Source organism: Rhizobium binxianense (assembly GCF_028994275.1).
Classification (GTDB): domain Bacteria; phylum Pseudomonadota; class Alphaproteobacteria; order Rhizobiales; family Rhizobiaceae; genus Rhizobium; species Rhizobium binxianense.
This window is the reverse complement of the sequence record NZ_CP118713.1, coordinates 957,572-974,251: the sequence shown is the minus strand read 5'-3', so window position 1 is coordinate 974,251 and position 16,680 is coordinate 957,572. Positions and strand designations below refer to the sequence as shown.

The 16,680-nt window shown below is 62.1% G+C and carries 14 protein-coding genes; 9 read left to right on the top strand and 5 right to left on the bottom strand.

What is annotated here, in order from left to right:
- Positions 1–196: 196 nt before the first annotated feature.
- A complete protein-coding gene (mgtE, locus tag PO860_RS04830; protein WP_183606271.1) occupies positions 197–1,570 on the top strand; it encodes a magnesium transporter in 1,374 nt (457 codons plus the stop codon).
- Positions 1,571–1,818: 248 nt separating this feature from the next.
- Here the strand turns inward: mgtE and PO860_RS04825 are convergent, their stop codons facing one another.
- The gene (locus PO860_RS04825; protein ID WP_273884113.1) at positions 1,819–2,340 is read right to left on the bottom strand and encodes an Lrp/AsnC family transcriptional regulator; all 522 of its coding nucleotides are present in this window, start codon (positions 2,338–2,340) and stop codon (positions 1,819–1,821) included.
- Between the two features lie 95 nt (positions 2,341–2,435).
- Here PO860_RS04825 and PO860_RS04820 point away from each other — a divergent pair, with 95 nt between their 5' ends.
- Positions 2,436–3,341 carry a DMT family transporter gene (locus PO860_RS04820; RefSeq protein ID WP_273884114.1) on the top strand — a complete coding sequence of 302 codons (906 nt, stop codon included), beginning with the start codon at positions 2,436–2,438 and terminating at the stop codon, positions 3,339–3,341.
- Positions 3,342–3,423: 82 nt separating this feature from the next.
- On the opposite strand, the gene PO860_RS04815 is transcribed toward PO860_RS04820, so the two are convergent.
- Together PO860_RS04815 and PO860_RS04810 are read right to left on the bottom strand one after the other, a co-directional pair.
- Positions 3,424–4,038, bottom strand: coding sequence for a L,D-transpeptidase (locus PO860_RS04815; protein WP_097611290.1), 615 nt, complete (start codon positions 4,036–4,038; stop codon positions 3,424–3,426).
- 136 nt (positions 4,039–4,174) lie between these two features.
- Entirely contained in the window at positions 4,175–5,839 is a 1,665-nt protein-coding gene (locus tag PO860_RS04810; protein ID WP_273884115.1) for an electron transfer flavoprotein-ubiquinone oxidoreductase, read from the bottom strand.
- A 351-nt stretch (positions 5,840–6,190) separates the two neighbouring features.
- On the opposite strand from PO860_RS04810, the gene PO860_RS04805 reads away from it, so the two are divergent.
- Positions 6,191–6,979 (top strand): SDR family oxidoreductase, encoded by a 789-nt coding sequence (locus PO860_RS04805; protein ID WP_183606267.1) that lies wholly within the window; start codon positions 6,191–6,193, stop codon positions 6,977–6,979.
- Between the two features lie 10 nt (positions 6,980–6,989).
- Here the strand turns inward: PO860_RS04805 and PO860_RS04800 are convergent, their stop codons facing one another.
- Positions 6,990–7,868, bottom strand: coding sequence for a phosphotransferase family protein (locus PO860_RS04800; protein ID WP_273880578.1), 879 nt, complete (start codon positions 7,866–7,868; stop codon positions 6,990–6,992).
- A gap of 306 nt (positions 7,869–8,174) precedes the next feature.
- Between PO860_RS04800 and PO860_RS04795 the strand changes: the two genes are divergently transcribed.
- The 6 genes from PO860_RS04795 to PO860_RS04770 all read left to right on the top strand — a co-directional run bounded on the left by PO860_RS04795 (position 8,175) and on the right by PO860_RS04770 (position 15,622).
- Positions 8,175–9,497 carry an efflux RND transporter periplasmic adaptor subunit gene (locus PO860_RS04795; protein ID WP_275038202.1) on the top strand — a complete coding sequence of 441 codons (1,323 nt, stop codon included), beginning with the start codon at positions 8,175–8,177 and terminating at the stop codon, positions 9,495–9,497.
- Complete coding sequence (locus PO860_RS04790) at positions 9,494–12,613, top strand: efflux RND transporter permease subunit (RefSeq protein ID WP_273884116.1); 3,120 nt, start codon at positions 9,494–9,496, stop codon at positions 12,611–12,613. Before PO860_RS04795 ends, PO860_RS04790 begins: the two co-directional genes overlap by 4 nt.
- 215 nt (positions 12,614–12,828) lie before the next feature.
- Complete coding sequence (locus tag PO860_RS04785) at positions 12,829–14,121, top strand: Hsp70 family protein (RefSeq protein ID WP_183606263.1); 1,293 nt, start codon at positions 12,829–12,831, stop codon at positions 14,119–14,121.
- 68 nt (positions 14,122–14,189) lie between these two features.
- Positions 14,190–15,092 carry a uracil-DNA glycosylase gene (locus tag PO860_RS04780; RefSeq protein WP_273884117.1) on the top strand — a complete coding sequence of 301 codons (903 nt, stop codon included), beginning with the start codon at positions 14,190–14,192 and terminating at the stop codon, positions 15,090–15,092.
- A 131-nt stretch (positions 15,093–15,223) separates the two neighbouring features.
- Positions 15,224–15,415 (top strand): hypothetical protein, encoded by a 192-nt coding sequence (locus tag PO860_RS04775; protein WP_003546802.1) that lies wholly within the window; start codon positions 15,224–15,226, stop codon positions 15,413–15,415.
- A 51-nt stretch (positions 15,416–15,466) separates the two neighbouring features.
- Entirely contained in the window at positions 15,467–15,622 is a 156-nt protein-coding gene (locus PO860_RS04770; protein WP_183606261.1) for a hypothetical protein, read from the top strand.
- Here PO860_RS04770 and PO860_RS04765 read toward each other — a convergent pair whose 3' ends face one another.
- Positions 15,623–16,495: a hypothetical protein gene (locus PO860_RS04765; RefSeq protein ID WP_183606260.1), complete on the bottom strand. Its 873-nt coding sequence runs from the start codon at positions 16,493–16,495 to the stop codon at positions 15,623–15,625. It abuts the gene before it with no gap.
- Between the last annotated feature and the right edge of the window lie 185 nt (positions 16,496–16,680).

Genomic DNA, 16,680 nt, shown 5'->3' with positions numbered 1-16,680 from the left:
TTTTCGCGTTCGGGACCACCTAGCATCCACGTGGACGGCACTTGTCTTCCGCGGATTTCAACGGAGCCATCTTAACGATGCCAAGCGACAGTAGCAGTCGATTGCCTTTGCCGTACGCGGCCCTCGTGCGCTGACCGACTCCTGTCGGCTCGCCCGATCGGACGCTACGGCGGATCGACGGAAAGGCGAGCCTCAAATGAATATCAATCGCTTCCCTCTTCGGGCAGGCCATGCCGCCCGTGCCTTCATCAACAACAGCCGCGGCGCAACGATCGCCGAACGCGTCGAAGCGTTGAACGCGCTGAGCGTCCAGGACGCCGGGCGTGTGCTATGCGGCATGCCGCTCGACTATGCCGTCAACATTCTCGACCGGCCGGAGCTTCGCAACGCAGCCCAGATCCTGGCACTGATCAGCGCCGAGGACGCCGCCCGGCTGCTGCACGGCATGTCGAATGACCGCGTCGCCGACGTGCTGCTCGAACTCGACGGCGAGACCCGCGCCCGACTGTTCTCCAGCCTCGACGAACCGGTGCGCATCGCGATCCAGCACCTGATGGGCTATCCGCCGCGCACGGCCGGCGGCATCATGACGACGGAATTCGTCAGCGTGCCTGACAGCTGGACCGTCGCCCAGACACTCGACCATGTGCGCCAGGTCGAACGCTCGCGCGAAACCGTCTACGCCATTTATGTCCTCGACGAGATCAGCCATGCGCTCATGCATGTGGTGACGCTGCGCCGGCTGATCACCGGCGAGCCGGATGCTTCCATCCTTTCGGTGGCTCAGAAAGGCGTGCCGGTTTCAGCCGATCCGCTGATGAAGCAGGAGGATGTCGCTCGGCTGATCCGCAAACACGACCTGCTCGCCCTGCCCGTCATTGACGAGAATGGTCAGGTGCTCGGCATCGTCACCGTCGACGACGTAATCGACACGATGATTTCGGACACGACGGAAGCGGCCCAGAAGTTCGGCGGCATGGAGGCGCTCGGCCAGCCCTACATGAAGATCGGCTTCGCCGGCATGATCCGCAAGCGCGCCGGCTGGCTCGCCGCCCTCTTCCTCGGCGAGATGCTGACGGCAAGCGCCATGCAGCATTTCGAAGGCGAGTTGGAAAAAGCCGTGGTGCTGACGCTGTTCATCCCGCTGATCATGAGCTCGGGCGGCAATTCCGGTTCGCAGGCGACGTCGCTGATCATCCGGGCCCTGGCGCTCGGCGAGCTGAAGCTTTCCGACTGGTGGAAAGTGCTCCTGCGCGAACTGCCGACCGGCATCGTGCTCGGGGCCATCCTCGGCCTCGTCGGCTTCGTCCGCATCGTCTTCTGGCAGTCGGCCGGGCTCTACGATTACGGCCCGCACTGGCAGATGGTCGCCATTACGGTATTTGCCGCCCTGATCGGGATCGTCACCTTCGGCTCGATCTGCGGCTCGATGCTGCCCTTCCTGCTGCAGAAGCTCCGGCTCGATCCGGCCAGCGCCTCCGCCCCCTTCGTCGCCACGCTGGTCGACGTCACCGGGCTCGTCATCTACTTCTCGGTGGCGCTGCTCATCCTCAGCGGGACGCTGCTGTAGCGCTTGCAAACGGCAAGCCCCTCAAGAAAGACCCCTCCCAACCCCTCCCCACAAGGGGGAGGGGCTTAACCTGCCGCACCCGTTTTCCATATTTGCGACGTTTCGAGTGGAATGAGGCGGGCGCTCCGGCTTAGTCCCTCCCCCTTGTGGGGAGGGGTTGGGGAGGGGTAAGCGGCAGGCGGATGGGGCTGGTTTCGGCAATCTCCCGGGCCGAAGATGCCCCGAACAACTGCCGGCAAACAGGGGAATTATTTTCCCTCGGGCAGCTTCAACGGCCCATGCGTCTTAATGCTGCGGATGGCGAAGTTCGAGCGGATGTCGCTGACATTCGGCAGGGTCAACAACGTTTCGGTCAGAAGCCGCTCATAGGCGGCGAGATCTTCCACCACCACCTCGGCGAGGAAATCGGCCGTGCCCGAAATCAGGAAGCAGGAGACGATTTCGGGGATGGCGAGCAGCGCCTTCTGCTGCGCCTCGGAATTCTCGCGGCTGTGGTGGACGACCTTGAATTCGACGAAGACGGTCAGACCGAGACCGACCTCCTTGCGGTCGATATCGGCCGCGTAGCCGCGGATGATGCCGGAGCGTTCGAGGTTGCGAATGCGGCGCAGGCAGGGCGACGGCGACAGGTTCACCTTCTCGGCGATCTCGACATTGGTGGCCCGCGCATCCTCCTGCAGGCACTTCAGGATGGCGATATCGAATTTATCAAGATTTGGCATTTTCGCGATTCCTGTCGGCACTAATTGGCAGAAGATTGCGTCTAGCATGATTTTTGAGCCATAGATAGCAAGGACATGCCCTGCTCTCTGGCGCTAGTCTTTTCTCAACCGGAGAGGCTCCGGACTAGGGAAAGGACAGGACGATGACCACCATTGCATTTTCCGACGACAAGTCGCCATCGCAGGCGCTGGGCTATGCCGGCGGCACTGTTACCGTACTGATCTGGGCGACATGGTTTCTCGTCACCCGCCACAGCGCCGCAACGCCGCTCGGCTCGATCGACATCGGGCTGATCCGCTTCGGAATTCCGGCGCTGGTGCTTTCACCGGTCTGGCTGAAGACCGGATTGCTGCCGAAGGCCCTGCCGCTGCATCTGCTGGCGATCATGGTCGCCGGCTCGGGTGCCGTCTTCTTCCTGCTGACCACGCTGGCCATTCATTCGACGCCGGCTGCCTCTTCCGGCATTCTGCTCGGCGGCTCGATGCCGCTCGCCGCGGCGCTGATCGGGATTGCGCTGTTTGGCGAAAGACCTGACGGCACGCGCATTGCCGGGCTTGCCGCAATCGTCGCCGGCGTGCTGGTCCTGCTCACACATAGCCTGACGGATGCCTCGCTGCCGTGGACGAGCTTCGTGCTGCTGCCGGCAGGCGCCGTTTTGTGGGCAAGCTATACCCATGCCTTCCGCCGCTCCGGTCTGACGGCCGTGCAGGCGAGCGCACTGATCGCCGTCTGGTCCTTCCTGATCATGGGCGCGCTTGCCCTCGCCTTCGGGATCTCGCTGCCGCAGGCTCCTCTGCAGGAAATCGGTCTGCAGGCGCTGAGCCAGGGCGTTCTTTCCGGCCTCGTCGCCATGGTGGCCTACGGCACCGCCGTCAGAAGACTCGGCGGGACACAGGCCGCCGCCTTCACGGCGCTGACGCCGGTTCTGGCAACGCTTGGCGGCGGCTTCCTGCTTGGCGAACCGATCGGCCTCACCGAAATCAGCGCCGCCGTGATCACCGGCATCGGCGTCGCGCTTTCCACGGGTATCGCCGCGACGCGCCGCTGACCGCCAGCCGGGGCCAACAAAAATCGAAGCCGCCGGCAGCGATCGCTGCGGCGGCTTTTTCAATGAACTAGATTTTAGTCGCTCAAGCCTGGATGACGACGACCCTGGCGCCAACCTCGACGCGGCTATAGAGGTCGATCACGTCGTGGTTCATCATGCGGATACAGCCGCTCGACATGGCAAGACCGATCGATTGCGGCTGGTTGGTGCCGTGAATGCGGAAATGCGTGTCGCCGCCGCCGCGATAAAGATACATCGCCCGCGCGCCAAGCGGATTGTTCGGGCCGCCCGGCATGCCGCCGGCGAGCTTGCGATAGCGTTCTTCGCGGCGCTGCATGTTTTCGGTGGGCGTCCAGCTCGGCCATTCGGCCTTGCGGCCGATATAGGCATCGCCGGCAAATGCCAGCCCCTCGCGGCCGACACCGACACCGTAGCGCATCGCCCTGCCGTCACCGAGAACATAGTAGGCGCGCCGCGCCGGGGTATCGACCACCACTGTGCCGGCAGCGTGCGTGGTTTCATAGGCCACCTCCTGGCGGCGGAGCTCCGGCTTGATCTTGTCGATCGGCACCTGCTTCAGCGGGAATTTTTCGTCCGGAAGTGCGGCGTAATTCGTCTGGCTGTTCAAGCCGGTCGATGAGCAGCCGGCGACAAAAAGGGGCAGAGCGATCAGGAAGCCCCGGCGCGAGATCGTCATGAATGTGTCCTTAGTGCGTCAAGAAGATGTCGCAAGCTAAGAAGATTATGGTTAATGAACGGCTAACAGCCGCCCGCAACAAGCGATCACGAAGGCGCCCGCACGTGAAAATTGTCGGCGGTGGGGTTCATCCGCATCACATATTCGGATAGACCGGCCCCTCTCCGCCCTGCGGCGGCACCCAGTTGATGTTCTGGTTGGGGTCCTTGATGTCGCAGGTCTTGCAGTGCACGCAGTTCTGGGCATTGATGACGAAGGTCTGTTCGCCCTCCTTCTCCACCCATTCATAGACGCCGGCCGGACAGTAACGCGTCGACGGGCCGGCATAGATGTCGTGCTCCGAACGCTTCTGCAGCGCCATGTCCTTGACCTGCAGATGCACCGGCTGGTCCTCCTCGTGATTGGTGTTCGACAGGAACACCGAGGACAGGCGGTCGAAGGTCAGGACGCCGTCCGGCTTCGGATAGGCGATCGGTTGGTGCTGGGCGGCCGGCTCCAGCGACTGCGCATCGGTCTTGCCGTGTTTCAGCGTGCCGAAGAACGAAAAGCCGAGCAGCGTATTGGTCCACATGTCGAAGCCGCCGAGCGCCACACCGAGGGCCGTGCCGAACTTCGACCAGAGCGGCTTGACATTCCTCACCCGCTTCAGGTCGCGGCCGATGTCGCCCTTGCGCCATTCGTTTTCGATCTCGGCGACCTCGTCATGGCTGCGCCCGGCTTCGATTGCCGCCGCCACCTTCTCGGCCGCCAGCATGCCCGACAGCACCGCATTGTGGCTGCCCTTGATGCGCGGCACGTTGACGAAACCGGCCGAACAGCCGATCAGCGCCCCGCCGGGGAAGGACAGCTTCGGCACCGACTGATAACCGCCCTCGGTGATCGCGCGCGCCCCATAGGACAGCCGCTTGCCGCCCTCGAAGGTGGTGCGGATCGCCGGATGGGTCTTGAAGCGCTGGAATTCCTCGAAGGGATAGAGATAGGGGTTCTTGTAGTTCAGGTGGACGACGAAGCCGACCGCCACCAGATTATCTTCCAGGTGATAGAGGAAGGAGCCGCCGCCGGTCTTCATGCCGAGCGGCCAGCCGAAGGAGTGCTGCACCAGGCCCTGCCTGTGGTGCTCCGGCTTGACCTCCCAGAGCTCCTTGATGCCGATGCCGAATTTTTGCGGTTCGCGATCCTTCTGCAGATCGAATTTGGCAATCAGCTGCTTGGCTAGCGAGCCGCGCACGCCCTCGCCGATCAGCACATATTTGCCGAGCAGTTCCATGCCGCGGGTATAGTTCGGCCCGGGTTCGCCGTTCTTTTCGATGCCCATGTCGCCGGTGGCGACACCGATGACCGCGCCCTGGTCATTGTAGAGCACTTCGGTGGCCGCAAAACCTGGATAGATCTCGACGCCGAGTTCTTCGGCTTTGGTGGCCAGCCACCGACAGACGTTTCCGAGCGAGACGATGTAGTTGCCGTGATTGTTCATCAAGGGCGGCATCAGCACATTCGGCAGGCGGATCGAGCCGGCCGGCCCAAGCAGCAGGAAGTGGTCGGCGCTGACCTCGGTCTTGAAGGGATGGTCGGCTTCCTCACGCCAGCCGGGCAGCAGCCGATCGATACCGATCGGATCGACAACGGCGCCGGACAGGATATGCGCCCCGACCTCGGAGCCCTTCTCCAACACCACGACTGAGAGTTCCGGATTGACCTGCTTCAGCCGGATTGCGGCAGAAAGACCGGCCGGCCCCGCGCCGACGATCACGACGTCGAATTCCATGCTCTCGCGTTCGGGCAGCTCAGTCGTCTCGGTCATTCACTCGTCTCCGCTTGGCCGCACGCGGCCGTCATCCCTCATGGTCACTTTCTTGTCAAAACGAGAAAGCATTGTCGAGCCGGGATACGACAGCCAATCTTCAATTCGCACAATCATATGCCTCGGCAGGCACAATTATATAACGTTTACGTTAACGTCAATTCTCAAACGTTGCCGAACCGATCACGCTCCCTTTCCTTTTCCGCCGCTTGCGCCTTATACATCGCCTGGAGCAATTCCGGGAAAAGTGTGAAGCGGTTTTCCGTCCGGAGTTGCGCGAAAACAAAGAGATAGAGCCTTTTCGTGATTCGAAGAAAAACGGAAATGCTCTGGAGATATTGGAGGACAATCATGGATCTCGGCATCACAGGCAAACGCGCGCTCGTCCTCGCCTCCTCGCGTGGTCTCGGTCTTGGCATCGCCGCGGCACTGGCGCGCGAAGGCGCAAACGTGCTGCTCTGCGGACGCAGTGGCGAGCAACTGGAGGCCAATTGCAAGGCGATCAATAGCGAAAGCAAAGGCCGGGCCGACTGGATCTGGGCAGACCTCGGCGATGAACGCTTCGTCGAGACGGTGACGGCGGCGGTGAAGGAGAAGTTCGGCGGGCTCGATATCCTCGTCAACAATACCGGCGGGCCGACGCCCGGCACGACCGAGGACATGACGGGCGAAAAACTCGAGATCTATTTCCTCTCCATGGTCGCCCGCGTGATTACCCTCACCAATGCGCTGCTGCCCGGCATGAAGGCGCAGGGCTGGGGCCGCATCCTGACGGTGGCCTCCTCCGGCGTGATCGAACCGATCGCCAATCTGGCGCTGTCGAATACGCTGCGCCCTGCCCTGGCCGGCTGGAGCAAGACACTTGCCTCGGAGGTGGCGGGTTTCGGCGTTACCACCAACCTGCTCTTGCCGGGCAGCATCCTGACCGCACGGCTCGACGATCTCGACGGGGCGGCGGCAAAGCGGACGGGCAAGAGCCTCGAAGAGGTCCGTGCCGACAAGGAAGCGCGCATTCCGGTCGGCCGCTACGGCAGGGTGGAGGAATTTGCCGCAACGGCCGCCTTCCTCTGCAGCCAGCCGGCAAGCTACATCACCGGCTCGCTGATCCGCTGCGACGGCGGCGCGGCACGATCGGTCTGACGGCTGTGCCTCAGGCGACGTGGGCGGCGGCGGCCCATGTCGCAACATTTCGCACCATCAATTCGACATGGGCCGGATCGTCCGCAAGCTCGGCGAGTTCGGAAAGACGATGGAAGCCCGTCAAGATCGCAATGCGCCGCCGGTCGAGCTTGCGTCCGGTCAGCATTTCATAGGCCGATACGATGCGGGCGGTCAGATCGGGCGAGATGAAGTTCGAATAGATGAATTCCTGGTGCAACGGCCCAAAGCCTGAATCGGCAAAATCATAAATGCCGTTCAGCCGCTTTTGTGCATGGTCGAACGCCATGTTCCAGCCATGACCGTCGAAGAAGCCGTAGGTCTTGCCGTGGGGATCGGGCGGCAAGGCTTCGAAATCGGAAATAATGGCCTGTGCAAAGCTGCCGATCTCGGGCGGCAGCAGCGGCAAGGCCTTCGTTCGCACCGCATCCGGCGATTGCCAGGCCTGGATCGGCCCGGCGCCGGCCGACCTTATGCGATCGGCATCGAGCACGTGCAGCTCGGCGTAAAAACGGGCGAGATCTTCGGCGAGGTGCTGACGATCGCCTTCGCGAAGCGCATCGTAATCTTCGGCAATCAGATGTTCGCCTTCGAGCTTGGCATGGCTGGAGAAGATCGGCGGCCCGTCATGAATGCGCATGTCGGGAACCGCGATCGACAGCGACGGCCTGATGATGTCGAGCAAGGCGGCTTCCTTCACAAGTGCTCGTTCCGCGCCCGGATGGCGGGGAAACTTGAAGATCAGCGTGTCGTCGACGTCGACGGCAAGTGAATCCCAGCTCTTCGCCGCCAGCTTGAAGACGGAGGCCGTGAGTTCAGGAAACACGCTGGTTATGAGAGTGCGAAATTCGCTGGCGTTCAACTCGGTCATGGCGACCTGCCTTCTTTGGTTTTTCCCTGTTTTTCCCCGCGCAATCGACGGCTTGCGGGGTTGATATCGTCTCGTCGTGAGCCGCCTGCCCCAGCGCCGTCGAACGGCATCGAGTTACTCTGGGTCTATATTAGTATAGTTTGAATATTACGGAATATTCATTACAAAAATTTAAGCCGTTATAACCACTTAGTGATCGCGAACCGGGAATTATGTCTTTTTTGCGCCGCAATATAAGCGGCTCTATCAGGGCATAAAATTCGCAACCTTGCCCCCCGCAACCTTGCCCAAAAACCGGTCTCGCCCATGAAGAAATTTTGGATCACCGTCAGCATTATCGCAGTTGCCGCCGTCGGCGTCTGGCAATCCGGGAATCTGCTCCCCTATGCCTCCCGCATTCCCTACCTCTCCCAGTTCATCAAGCAGCCGGCCGGCGGCAATGGCGGCGGGCAGCAAGACCATGGTGATCAGGCCCATGGTGATCAGGCACAGGGCGATCAGGCGCAGAACGGTGGGCAACATCAGGGCGGCGGGCGCAGACGTGGCGGCGGCGGCCCGACCGTCGTCAAAACAGTCGCGGCGGTGAAAACGACGCTGCCGATGGATGTGACCGCTTCCGGCTGGGCCGATGCCGATGACAACACGACCATCGACGCACAGGAACAGGGCCTGATCGTCAGCATCAATGCGCAGGATGGGGCGACCGTCAAAGCCGGCGATCTGATCGCCAAGCTGGACGACCGGACGGCCAAGGCGGCTGTCGACAAGGACAATGCGATGATCGTGCGCGACACGGCAACCCTTGCGGAATCAGAGACCGCATTGACACGCGCGCAGGATCTCTTCAACCAGAAGGCCGGCACCCAGCAGAGCCTCGACCAAGCGGTCGCCGCCCGCGATACCGCAGCCGCCACGGTCGATGCCGACAAGGCGTCCCTTGCCTCCGATCAGATCATCCTCGAAAACACCGACATCCGCGCGCCCTTCGACGGCCGGCTCGGCGATATCGCCATCAGCAAGGGCGCCTTCCTCAATGCCGGCTCGGCAATCGTCACCATCGCCAAATACGATCCGATCTATGTGAAATTCCACCTGCAGGAACGCTATCTGCGTGTGCTGAAAAAAGCCCTGGCAGCCGGTCCGGTCGAGGTGAGCACGGTTCCCGCGTCCACCAAGGGGCAGGTCAGGAAGGGCGAGATCAGCTTCTACGACAACACGGTCGACACCGCCTCGGGCACGATCCTCGCCAAGGCGAAATTCGAGAATGCCTCCGGCGCGCTCTGGCCCGGCCAGTCGGTCAACATCGTGGTACATTTCGACAATGACGAACAGCAGGTGGTCGTGCCGACGGTTGCCGTCAGCCCCGGCCCCGACGGTTTCCTCGCCTTCGTCGCCAAGGACGGCAAATCACATCTGACGCCGGTCACCATCGCCCGCGCCAATGGCGGCTTCACCGCCATCGAATCGGGCCTTCAGGCCGGCGATCATGTCGTCGTCGAGGGCCAGGGCCAGCTCAGCGACGAGCAGGCGATCAACGAGCAGTTCGACGAAAAGGCGCTTGATGTCGCTTCCGCCGAAGAGCCTCGGCAGCAGCAATCCGAGACGATCGCGGTGGGAGCTCAGCAATGATCCCCAATTTCTGTATCCAGCGCCCCGTCGCGACGACGCTGCTTGCCATCGGCGTCATTCTGGCCGGCCTTGCCGGTTACCAGCTCGTCCCGGTCGCAGCCCTGCCCCAGGTCGATTTTCCCACCATCAACGTTTCGGCACAGTTGAGCGGCGCCTCGCCGCAGACGATGGCGACGTCGGTTGCGACACCGCTGATCAAGCAGTTCGAGACCATTCCCGGGATCAGCGAAATCAGCGCATCGAGCTCGCTCGGCAGCAGCAGCATCGTGCTGCAGTTCGATCTCAACCGCGATATCGACGCGGCTGCAGCCGACGTCCAGGCGGCGATCTCGCATGCGACCCGGCAACTGCCCGACAATCTGACGACGCCGCCGAGCTACCGCAAGACCAACCCGGCCGACGCGCCTGTCATGTTGCTCTCGGTGCAGAGCAACACCCTGCCGCGCAGCAAGCTCGACGAGATCGCCGAGGACATCATCTCGCCGTCGCTGTCGACACTTCCGGGCGTTGCCCAGGTCAGCGTCTACGGTGCGCAGACCTATGCCGTGCGCGTCGAGGTCGATCCCAACAAGCTTTTGACCCGCGGCATCGGCATCGATACCGTCAACAAGGCGCTGTCTGCGGCCAACAGCCAGCAGCCTGTCGGCACGCTGCAGAACAATTCGCAGAGCATGACCATCACGGCGAATACGCAGCGCACCAACGCAGAGCAATTCCGCTCGCTGGTCATTGCCAATCCGAACGGCGCGCCGATTCACCTTGGCGATATCGCCGATGTGCAGGACAGTGTCGAGAACCAGTATACCGGCAGCTGGTATGACGGCCAGCGCGGCATCATTCTCGCCATCCAGCGTCAGCCGGATGCCAACACCGTCGATGTCGTCGATGCGATCAACGCCAAGCTGCCGCAGCTGCACGCGGAAATTCCGCCTTCGGTCAACACCGTCGTCATGAACGATGCCGCAAAACCGATTCGCGCCGCCATTGCCGACGTGAAATTCACGCTGCTGCTGACGATCGGTCTCGTCGTCCTGGTCATCTACCTCTTCACCGGCCATGCCACGGCAACGATCATTCCGGGACTTGCCGTTCCGCTATCGCTGATCTCGACCTTCGGCATGATGTATGTGCTCGGCTACAGCATCGACAACATCTCGCTGCTCGGGCTGACGCTCGCGGTGGGGCTGGTTGTGGACGACGCGATCGTCATGCTCGAAAACATCCTGCGCCATGTCGAGGAAGGCATGCCGGTGCGGGAAGCGGCGATCAAGGGTGCCGGCGAAGTCAGCTACACCATCATTTCCATGTCGGTTTCGCTGATCGCGGTGTTCATCCCGATCCTGCTGATGGGCGGCGTCGTCGGCCGGGTATTCAACGAATTCGGCATGGTGGTCGCCATCGCCATCATCTCGTCGGCGATCGTCTCGCTGACCGTGACGCCGATGCTCGGCTCGCGGCTCTCCAACAATCACAGCCGCCCGCCGCTCCTCATCCGCATCTTCGATGCCGGCTTCGAGCGGACGCTCAACGGCTATGACAGGGCGGTCGGCTGGTGCCTGCAGCATCGCCTGACGATCCTCGGGGTTTTCCTCGGCTCGGTGGCGCTGACGGTCTATTTCTTCATGACGCTGCCGACGAGCTTCTTCCCGCAGGAAGATATCGGCCGCCTGACGGTCAGCACCCAGGCGCGGCAGGACATTTCCTATTCCGCCATGGAGGCGCTGCAGCAGCAGGCGGCAGCCGCCGTCAAGGCGAACCCGGCGGTCAATCACGTGATGTCGACGATCGGCGGCAACCCGAACAAACCGCAGAACAACGGCTCGATGTTCGTCGAGCTCAAGGACAAGACGGAGCGTCCGCCGCTTGACCAGACGCTGCGCGAGCTGCGCACGGCGATCAACAAGATCCCCGGATTGCAGGCCTTCGTGACGCCGAACCAGAGCCTGCGTTTCGGCGGCCGCCAGACCGCCAGCCAGTATCAGCTGGTGGTGCAGGCGCTGAGCGCCGATCAGACCAACCTGTGGGCCGGCAAGATCCAGGCGGCGATGCGTGGCGACCGAGACCTGTTCACCGATGTGACATCGGACGCCCAGAACAACGCCCTGCAGGCCAATATCGTCATCGACACCGAGCGGGCAGCCGCTTACGGGATCGACAACGACACGCTTCGCACGACCCTGCAGGAATCCTTCAGCGGATATGCGGCTGCGGAAATCCAGTCGACCGGCGACAGCTACAACGTCATCGTCGAATACGACACCAGCAAACCCTGGGACGACCAGAAGCTGTCGGAGATCCGTGTCGCCTCCTCCAATGGCAGCCTGGTGCCGCTGTCGAACTTCGCGCATGTGCAACGCACCACCGGCCCGGTCACCATCAACCAGACGGGCCAGCTGGTCTCGACCACGGTTTCCTTCAACCTGCCGGAAGGAGTGTCGCTCAGCAATGCCACGGCGGCGATCGATCAGATCAAGAAGGACATCAGCGTTCCGGCAGACGTCTTCACCTCCTATGGCGGCACGGCGGAGATCTTCCAGCAGTCGCAGGGCAATACCCCCTATCTGATCCTGGCGGCCATTCTGACGATTTATGTCGTGCTCGGCGTGCTCTATGAAAGCTTCATCCATCCGCTCACCATCCTCTCCGGCCTGCCGGCGGCGGCCTTCGGTGCGCTGCTAGCGTTGAAGATCATGGGCTTCGACCTGTCGATCATCGCCCTCATCGGCCTGTTGATGCTGATCGGCATCGTCAAGAAGAATGCAATCATGATGATCGACGTGGCGGTGGAGACGATGCGCACGACGGGCGAGAAGGCGACGGCGGCGATCCACGAGGCCTGCGTGCGACGCTTCCGGCCGATCATGATGACGACCTTCTGCGCCCTGCTCGGTGCCCTGCCGATCGCGCTCGGCACCGGCGCAAGCTCCGAGCTGCGCCAGCCGCTCGGTATCGCCGTTGTCGGCGGCCTGATCGTCTCGCAGATGCTGACGCTGTTCATCACCCCGGTCATCTTCGTCGAGATGGACCGCTTCGGCAATTTCCTCGGCCGCCTGATCGGCGGAAAGAAGGTCGAGGAGCCGCAGATACAAGAGGCAAGGGCAATGGCTGCCGAGTGATGACGGCCCTCTGAGTTCGGCATTGCCGATTGCCCCTTGCGGCGCACTTCTTCTTTCACCGGGAGAAGAAGTGCGCCTCGATCACATCAACTTTCGCTCCTCTTGAATGTGTCACGCCTCTGTGGCATCACCCGCCCTCCTTGATCCGGGCGTTCGCACGCCCTTGCGGAGCAACGCTCCGTCTCCAATAACAATCGGCATGAAGAGGTGCGGGCATGGCTCAGGCGCTGGGTTTGGACTTCGGCACGACGAATACGGTTCTCGCCATGGCGGATGGCGGGGCGACACGCTCGATGGCGTTCACGAGCACGGCAGGCACGGCCGACAGCATGCGCACGGCGCTGTCCTTCATGAAGGACGCGCAGCTCGGCGCTTCGGCGCTGAAGGTGGAGGCGGGCCATGCGGCGATCCGCCAGTTCATCGACAATCCCGGCGACTGCCGCTTCCTGCAGTCGATCAAGACCTTTGCGGCCAGCGCGCTCTTCCAGGGCACAATCGTCTTCGGCAAGCGGCAGAGCTTCGAAGACCTGATGGAAATCTTCATCCGGCGCCTTCGCCATTACGCAGGCGAGAGTTGGCCCGATGATGCCAGCCGCATCATCGCCGGCCGTCCGGTGCATTTCGCCGGCGCCAATCCGGACCCGGCGCTTGCGGTGCAGCGCTACAACGAGGCGCTGACGCGGTTCGGCTTTCCGGAAATTCATTATGTCTACGAGCCGGTTGCGGCTGCCTTCTACTTTGCGCAGAACCTGAAGTCCGATGCGACCGTGCTCGTCGCCGACTTCGGCGGCGGTACGACGGACTATTCGCTGATCCGCTTCGAGAGCAGGGCCGGCAAACTGACGGCAACGCCGATCGGCCATTCGGGTGTCGGTGTGGCCGGCGACCATTTCGATGCGCGCATGATCGACAACATCGTCGCGCCGCAGATCGGCAAGGGCAGCCATTTCAAGAGCTTCGACAAGATCCTTGAGGTGCCGTCAAACTACTATGCGAGCTTCAGCCGCTGGAACCAGCTGTCGATCTTCAAGACCTCGCGGGAATTCGAGGATCTCAAGAAGCTGGTGCGCACGGCGCTGGAACCAGAGAAGCTGGAGATCTTCGTCGACCTGATCGACCATGACGAGGGCTATCCGCTCTATCAGGCCGTCTCTGCAACGAAGATGGCGCTTTCCTCCGCCGAAGAGGCTCCGTTCGATTTCGCCCCGCTCGGCCGCGGCGGCCATCGCACGATCAAGCGCAGCGATTTCGAAAGCTGGATCGTCGATGACCTCGCCCGTATTGAAGGCGCGCTCGACGAAGTGCTCGACAAGACCGAGACGAAACCGTCGGAGATCGACAAGGTGTTCCTGACCGGCGGCACCTCCTTCGTGCCGGCGGTGCGGCGCATTTTCACCGAGCGCTTCGACAGCGACAAGATCGAGAGCGGCGGCGAGCTGTTGTCGATCGCCCACGGCCTGGCGCTGATCGGCGAACGCGACGACATCGCGCAATGGACTGTGCAATAGCGCCGGCAAGGGCGGGCAATCTGTCGCCTGCCCTTTCCATGCCACAGTCTCTCCGCTAAACCTGTCGGATGATCTCCGCCAACGACCTTTCCCCCGCCGAGCTTGCAGCGCTTCTGCATTTCCATGCGGATGCCGGCGTGGAATGGCTGCTGGAAGAAGAGGCGATCGACCGCTTCGCCGAGTTCGAGGCGATGAAGGCTGCCCGGCGCCCGGCGACACAGGTGCAGCCGCAACCTTCCGTCGAAGAACGTTCCGGTCCCGGGGAAGGCCGGACACCGCCGCGTTCGCATGTAGCAGCACGCCCGGCGCCCGCCGCGATCGCCGCGTCCGGTCCCCAACCGGCGATTCCGGATGGCGAGGCTGTGCAACAGGCGCGTTTCGTCGCCGAAACGGCGCGGTCGCTCGCAGAACTCAAGACCGCGATCGAAGCCTTCAACGGCTGTAATCTCAAGCACAGCGCCCGCTCGACCATCTTTGCCACCGGTGATGCCGAAAGCGGTATCATGGTGATCGGCTCGGCGCCGGGCGCCGAAGACGATCGCGAAGGCGCGCCCTTCTCGGGAAAATCCGGCCAGCTGTTCGACAAGATGCTAGCGGCGATCGGGCTGACGCGTTCGAGCGTCTTGCTGACGCAGGTCATCCCCTGGCGGCCACCCGGCAATCGCGCACCCTCGGCAGCGGAAATGGACATCTGCCGCCCGTTTATCGAACGGCAGATCGCGCTGGCCGAACCGAAGGCGATTCTGCTGCTCGGCAATTTTTCGGCCCGCTTCTTCTTCGGCGAAAACGACACGATCCACGGCCTGCGCGGCCGCTGGAAGGAGATTGCCGTGGCGGACTGTGTCATTCCTGCCATAGCCAGCCTGCATCCGCAGGATCTGTTAACCGCACCGGTCAATAAAAGGCTGGCCTGGAACGACCTGCTCGCCTTTCAAGCGAAGCTTAAGTCCCTCTCTTTGCTTAGAAATTAGCCAAAGTTGAAGAATTTATGAATCTATCTATGCGTTGGATGCATGGCTGCATCCCGCCGTGGTGCATTGCGGAATCTATGCTGCATCGCAATATCAGCTGTGTCTTGGGAGGAATCACAGGAACCAAGGCCATGAACAAGCGTTTTCGTCCTATCCATAGCGGGTTTGAAACCCTTCGCCTCGCCGGCGATCAGGTTCGTTCCACTCAAGGCTACAGCCGTTTCGGCTTTGCCACGAACGAACAAATGATTGCCCGCGGCACCGGCATCAACAGCCGCACGGCGCGTCCGAACGCGATTTTTTCGGACTTCCAGCAATATTGAGCGGCAGGCGGGTTGCCTGCCCTTTCGCGTCAAATCCACGAGTACTTGAAAATGTCCACGATCCTCTCGCTTTTGCGCACAATCGACACGTTCGAGCATATCCGCGTCGCGATCTGCGCCGCGCGGGAATATGAGCGCGAGCTTTCGGTGAAGCCGGCCGATGCTGGCGGACGCGAGGGCGTGAGTGCAGCGGCAATCGTTCTCTGATCAGCCGGCCGTCTCATCCATCCGGGCCTTTGCCCATTCGAAGGCTTCGTCGACATAGGCAAATTTGACCGCCTGCCAGGCGCAGTATTCCTCGACGAACTTCCGCGATATCCAGAGATGCGCCTTGCGTGGTTCGTCGTCCCAGCCGACGCAGCCGCGTTGCGCCGCCTTTGCCAACAGCCTTTGGAGGTGGGTGCGCGACATCATGAAATCGGCCGCGAGCGCGCGGGTTTCGACGCGGCCGACGGAATACCTCTCCGCCTCGGTGTGTTCTATATCCATCCGGGCGATGAAATTGTCGACGACGAGGCCTCCGGCTTCCGTCCAGAGGAACAGCGCCACCTGTTCCGGCGGCTCTCGCCAGGCGGCATCCTCCAGGCAATGGCGGGCAATGCGCGGCTGAACGAGCCGCATCAATGTCGGGTTTGCCTGGAAAAACGCTGCTCTTTGACCGCCGTCGAGCAGGTCGAGCGCACCGAGATTGCCGAGAATCCAGGCAAACATCGCCTGATGGCTGACATCGGCCGGCTCGAAATGCCGTGGCCGCCGCCGCTCGTCGCCGGGCGTGTGAACAATGAAGCGGTAGGTAAAGAGCTCTTCGATGAAGGCGAGCACGGTGTTGCGGCTCGCCACCTTATGCGCGGTGATGCGCGCGGTCAGCCGAACGGCGGTGAAACCCGACGTCGGGTCGCTCGGATCATATTCCAGATTGAGGGCATAGGCGGTCTGGGTCAGAAGCCAGCGCTGATGCGAAGCGAGCAATCGCGCCAACCGCGGGCCGGCATCGAACATGCCGCGCATCTGCGCGGCCAAAAAGCGGATGCTCAGCAGAAAGGAGCAGTTCCCCGCCAATTGCTCCGCCGTGAATGCCATTATGCTTTTCTCCACCTCCGCTCACAGCCCAGCGTTCGGAGCAGCAATACCGAAGACCTCCCGGCATCAGCGGCCATTCAGACATGCACGGCTTCGAATAAATGATACTCTCTCACCTTCAACAAACATATTCCACGAAAGGACGATATCCCAAGAATTCACCATTCTTTTCGCTTTCTGCGAGC

Coding starts and splice junctions, on each gene's coding strand:
- mgtE (WP_183606271.1), top strand. CDS start 197: ATGAATATCAATCGCTTCCCTCTTCGGGCAGGCCATGCCGCCCGTGCC.
- PO860_RS04825 (WP_273884113.1), bottom strand. CDS start 2,340: ATGCTAGACGCAATCTTCTGCCAATTAGTGCCGACAGGAATCGCGAAA.
- PO860_RS04820 (WP_273884114.1), top strand. CDS start 2,436: ATGACCACCATTGCATTTTCCGACGACAAGTCGCCATCGCAGGCGCTG.
- PO860_RS04815 (WP_097611290.1), bottom strand. CDS start 4,038: ATGACGATCTCGCGCCGGGGCTTCCTGATCGCTCTGCCCCTTTTTGTC.
- PO860_RS04810 (WP_273884115.1), bottom strand. CDS start 5,839: ATGACCGAGACGACTGAGCTGCCCGAACGCGAGAGCATGGAATTCGAC.
- PO860_RS04805 (WP_183606267.1), top strand. CDS start 6,191: ATGGATCTCGGCATCACAGGCAAACGCGCGCTCGTCCTCGCCTCCTCG.
- PO860_RS04800 (WP_273880578.1), bottom strand. CDS start 7,868: ATGACCGAGTTGAACGCCAGCGAATTTCGCACTCTCATAACCAGCGTG.
- PO860_RS04795 (WP_275038202.1), top strand. CDS start 8,175: ATGAAGAAATTTTGGATCACCGTCAGCATTATCGCAGTTGCCGCCGTC.
- PO860_RS04790 (WP_273884116.1), top strand. CDS start 9,494: ATGATCCCCAATTTCTGTATCCAGCGCCCCGTCGCGACGACGCTGCTT.
- PO860_RS04785 (WP_183606263.1), top strand. CDS start 12,829: ATGGCTCAGGCGCTGGGTTTGGACTTCGGCACGACGAATACGGTTCTC.
- PO860_RS04780 (WP_273884117.1), top strand. CDS start 14,190: ATGATCTCCGCCAACGACCTTTCCCCCGCCGAGCTTGCAGCGCTTCTG.
- PO860_RS04775 (WP_003546802.1), top strand. CDS start 15,224: ATGAACAAGCGTTTTCGTCCTATCCATAGCGGGTTTGAAACCCTTCGC.
- PO860_RS04770 (WP_183606261.1), top strand. CDS start 15,467: ATGTCCACGATCCTCTCGCTTTTGCGCACAATCGACACGTTCGAGCAT.
- PO860_RS04765 (WP_183606260.1), bottom strand. CDS start 16,495: ATGGCATTCACGGCGGAGCAATTGGCGGGGAACTGCTCCTTTCTGCTG.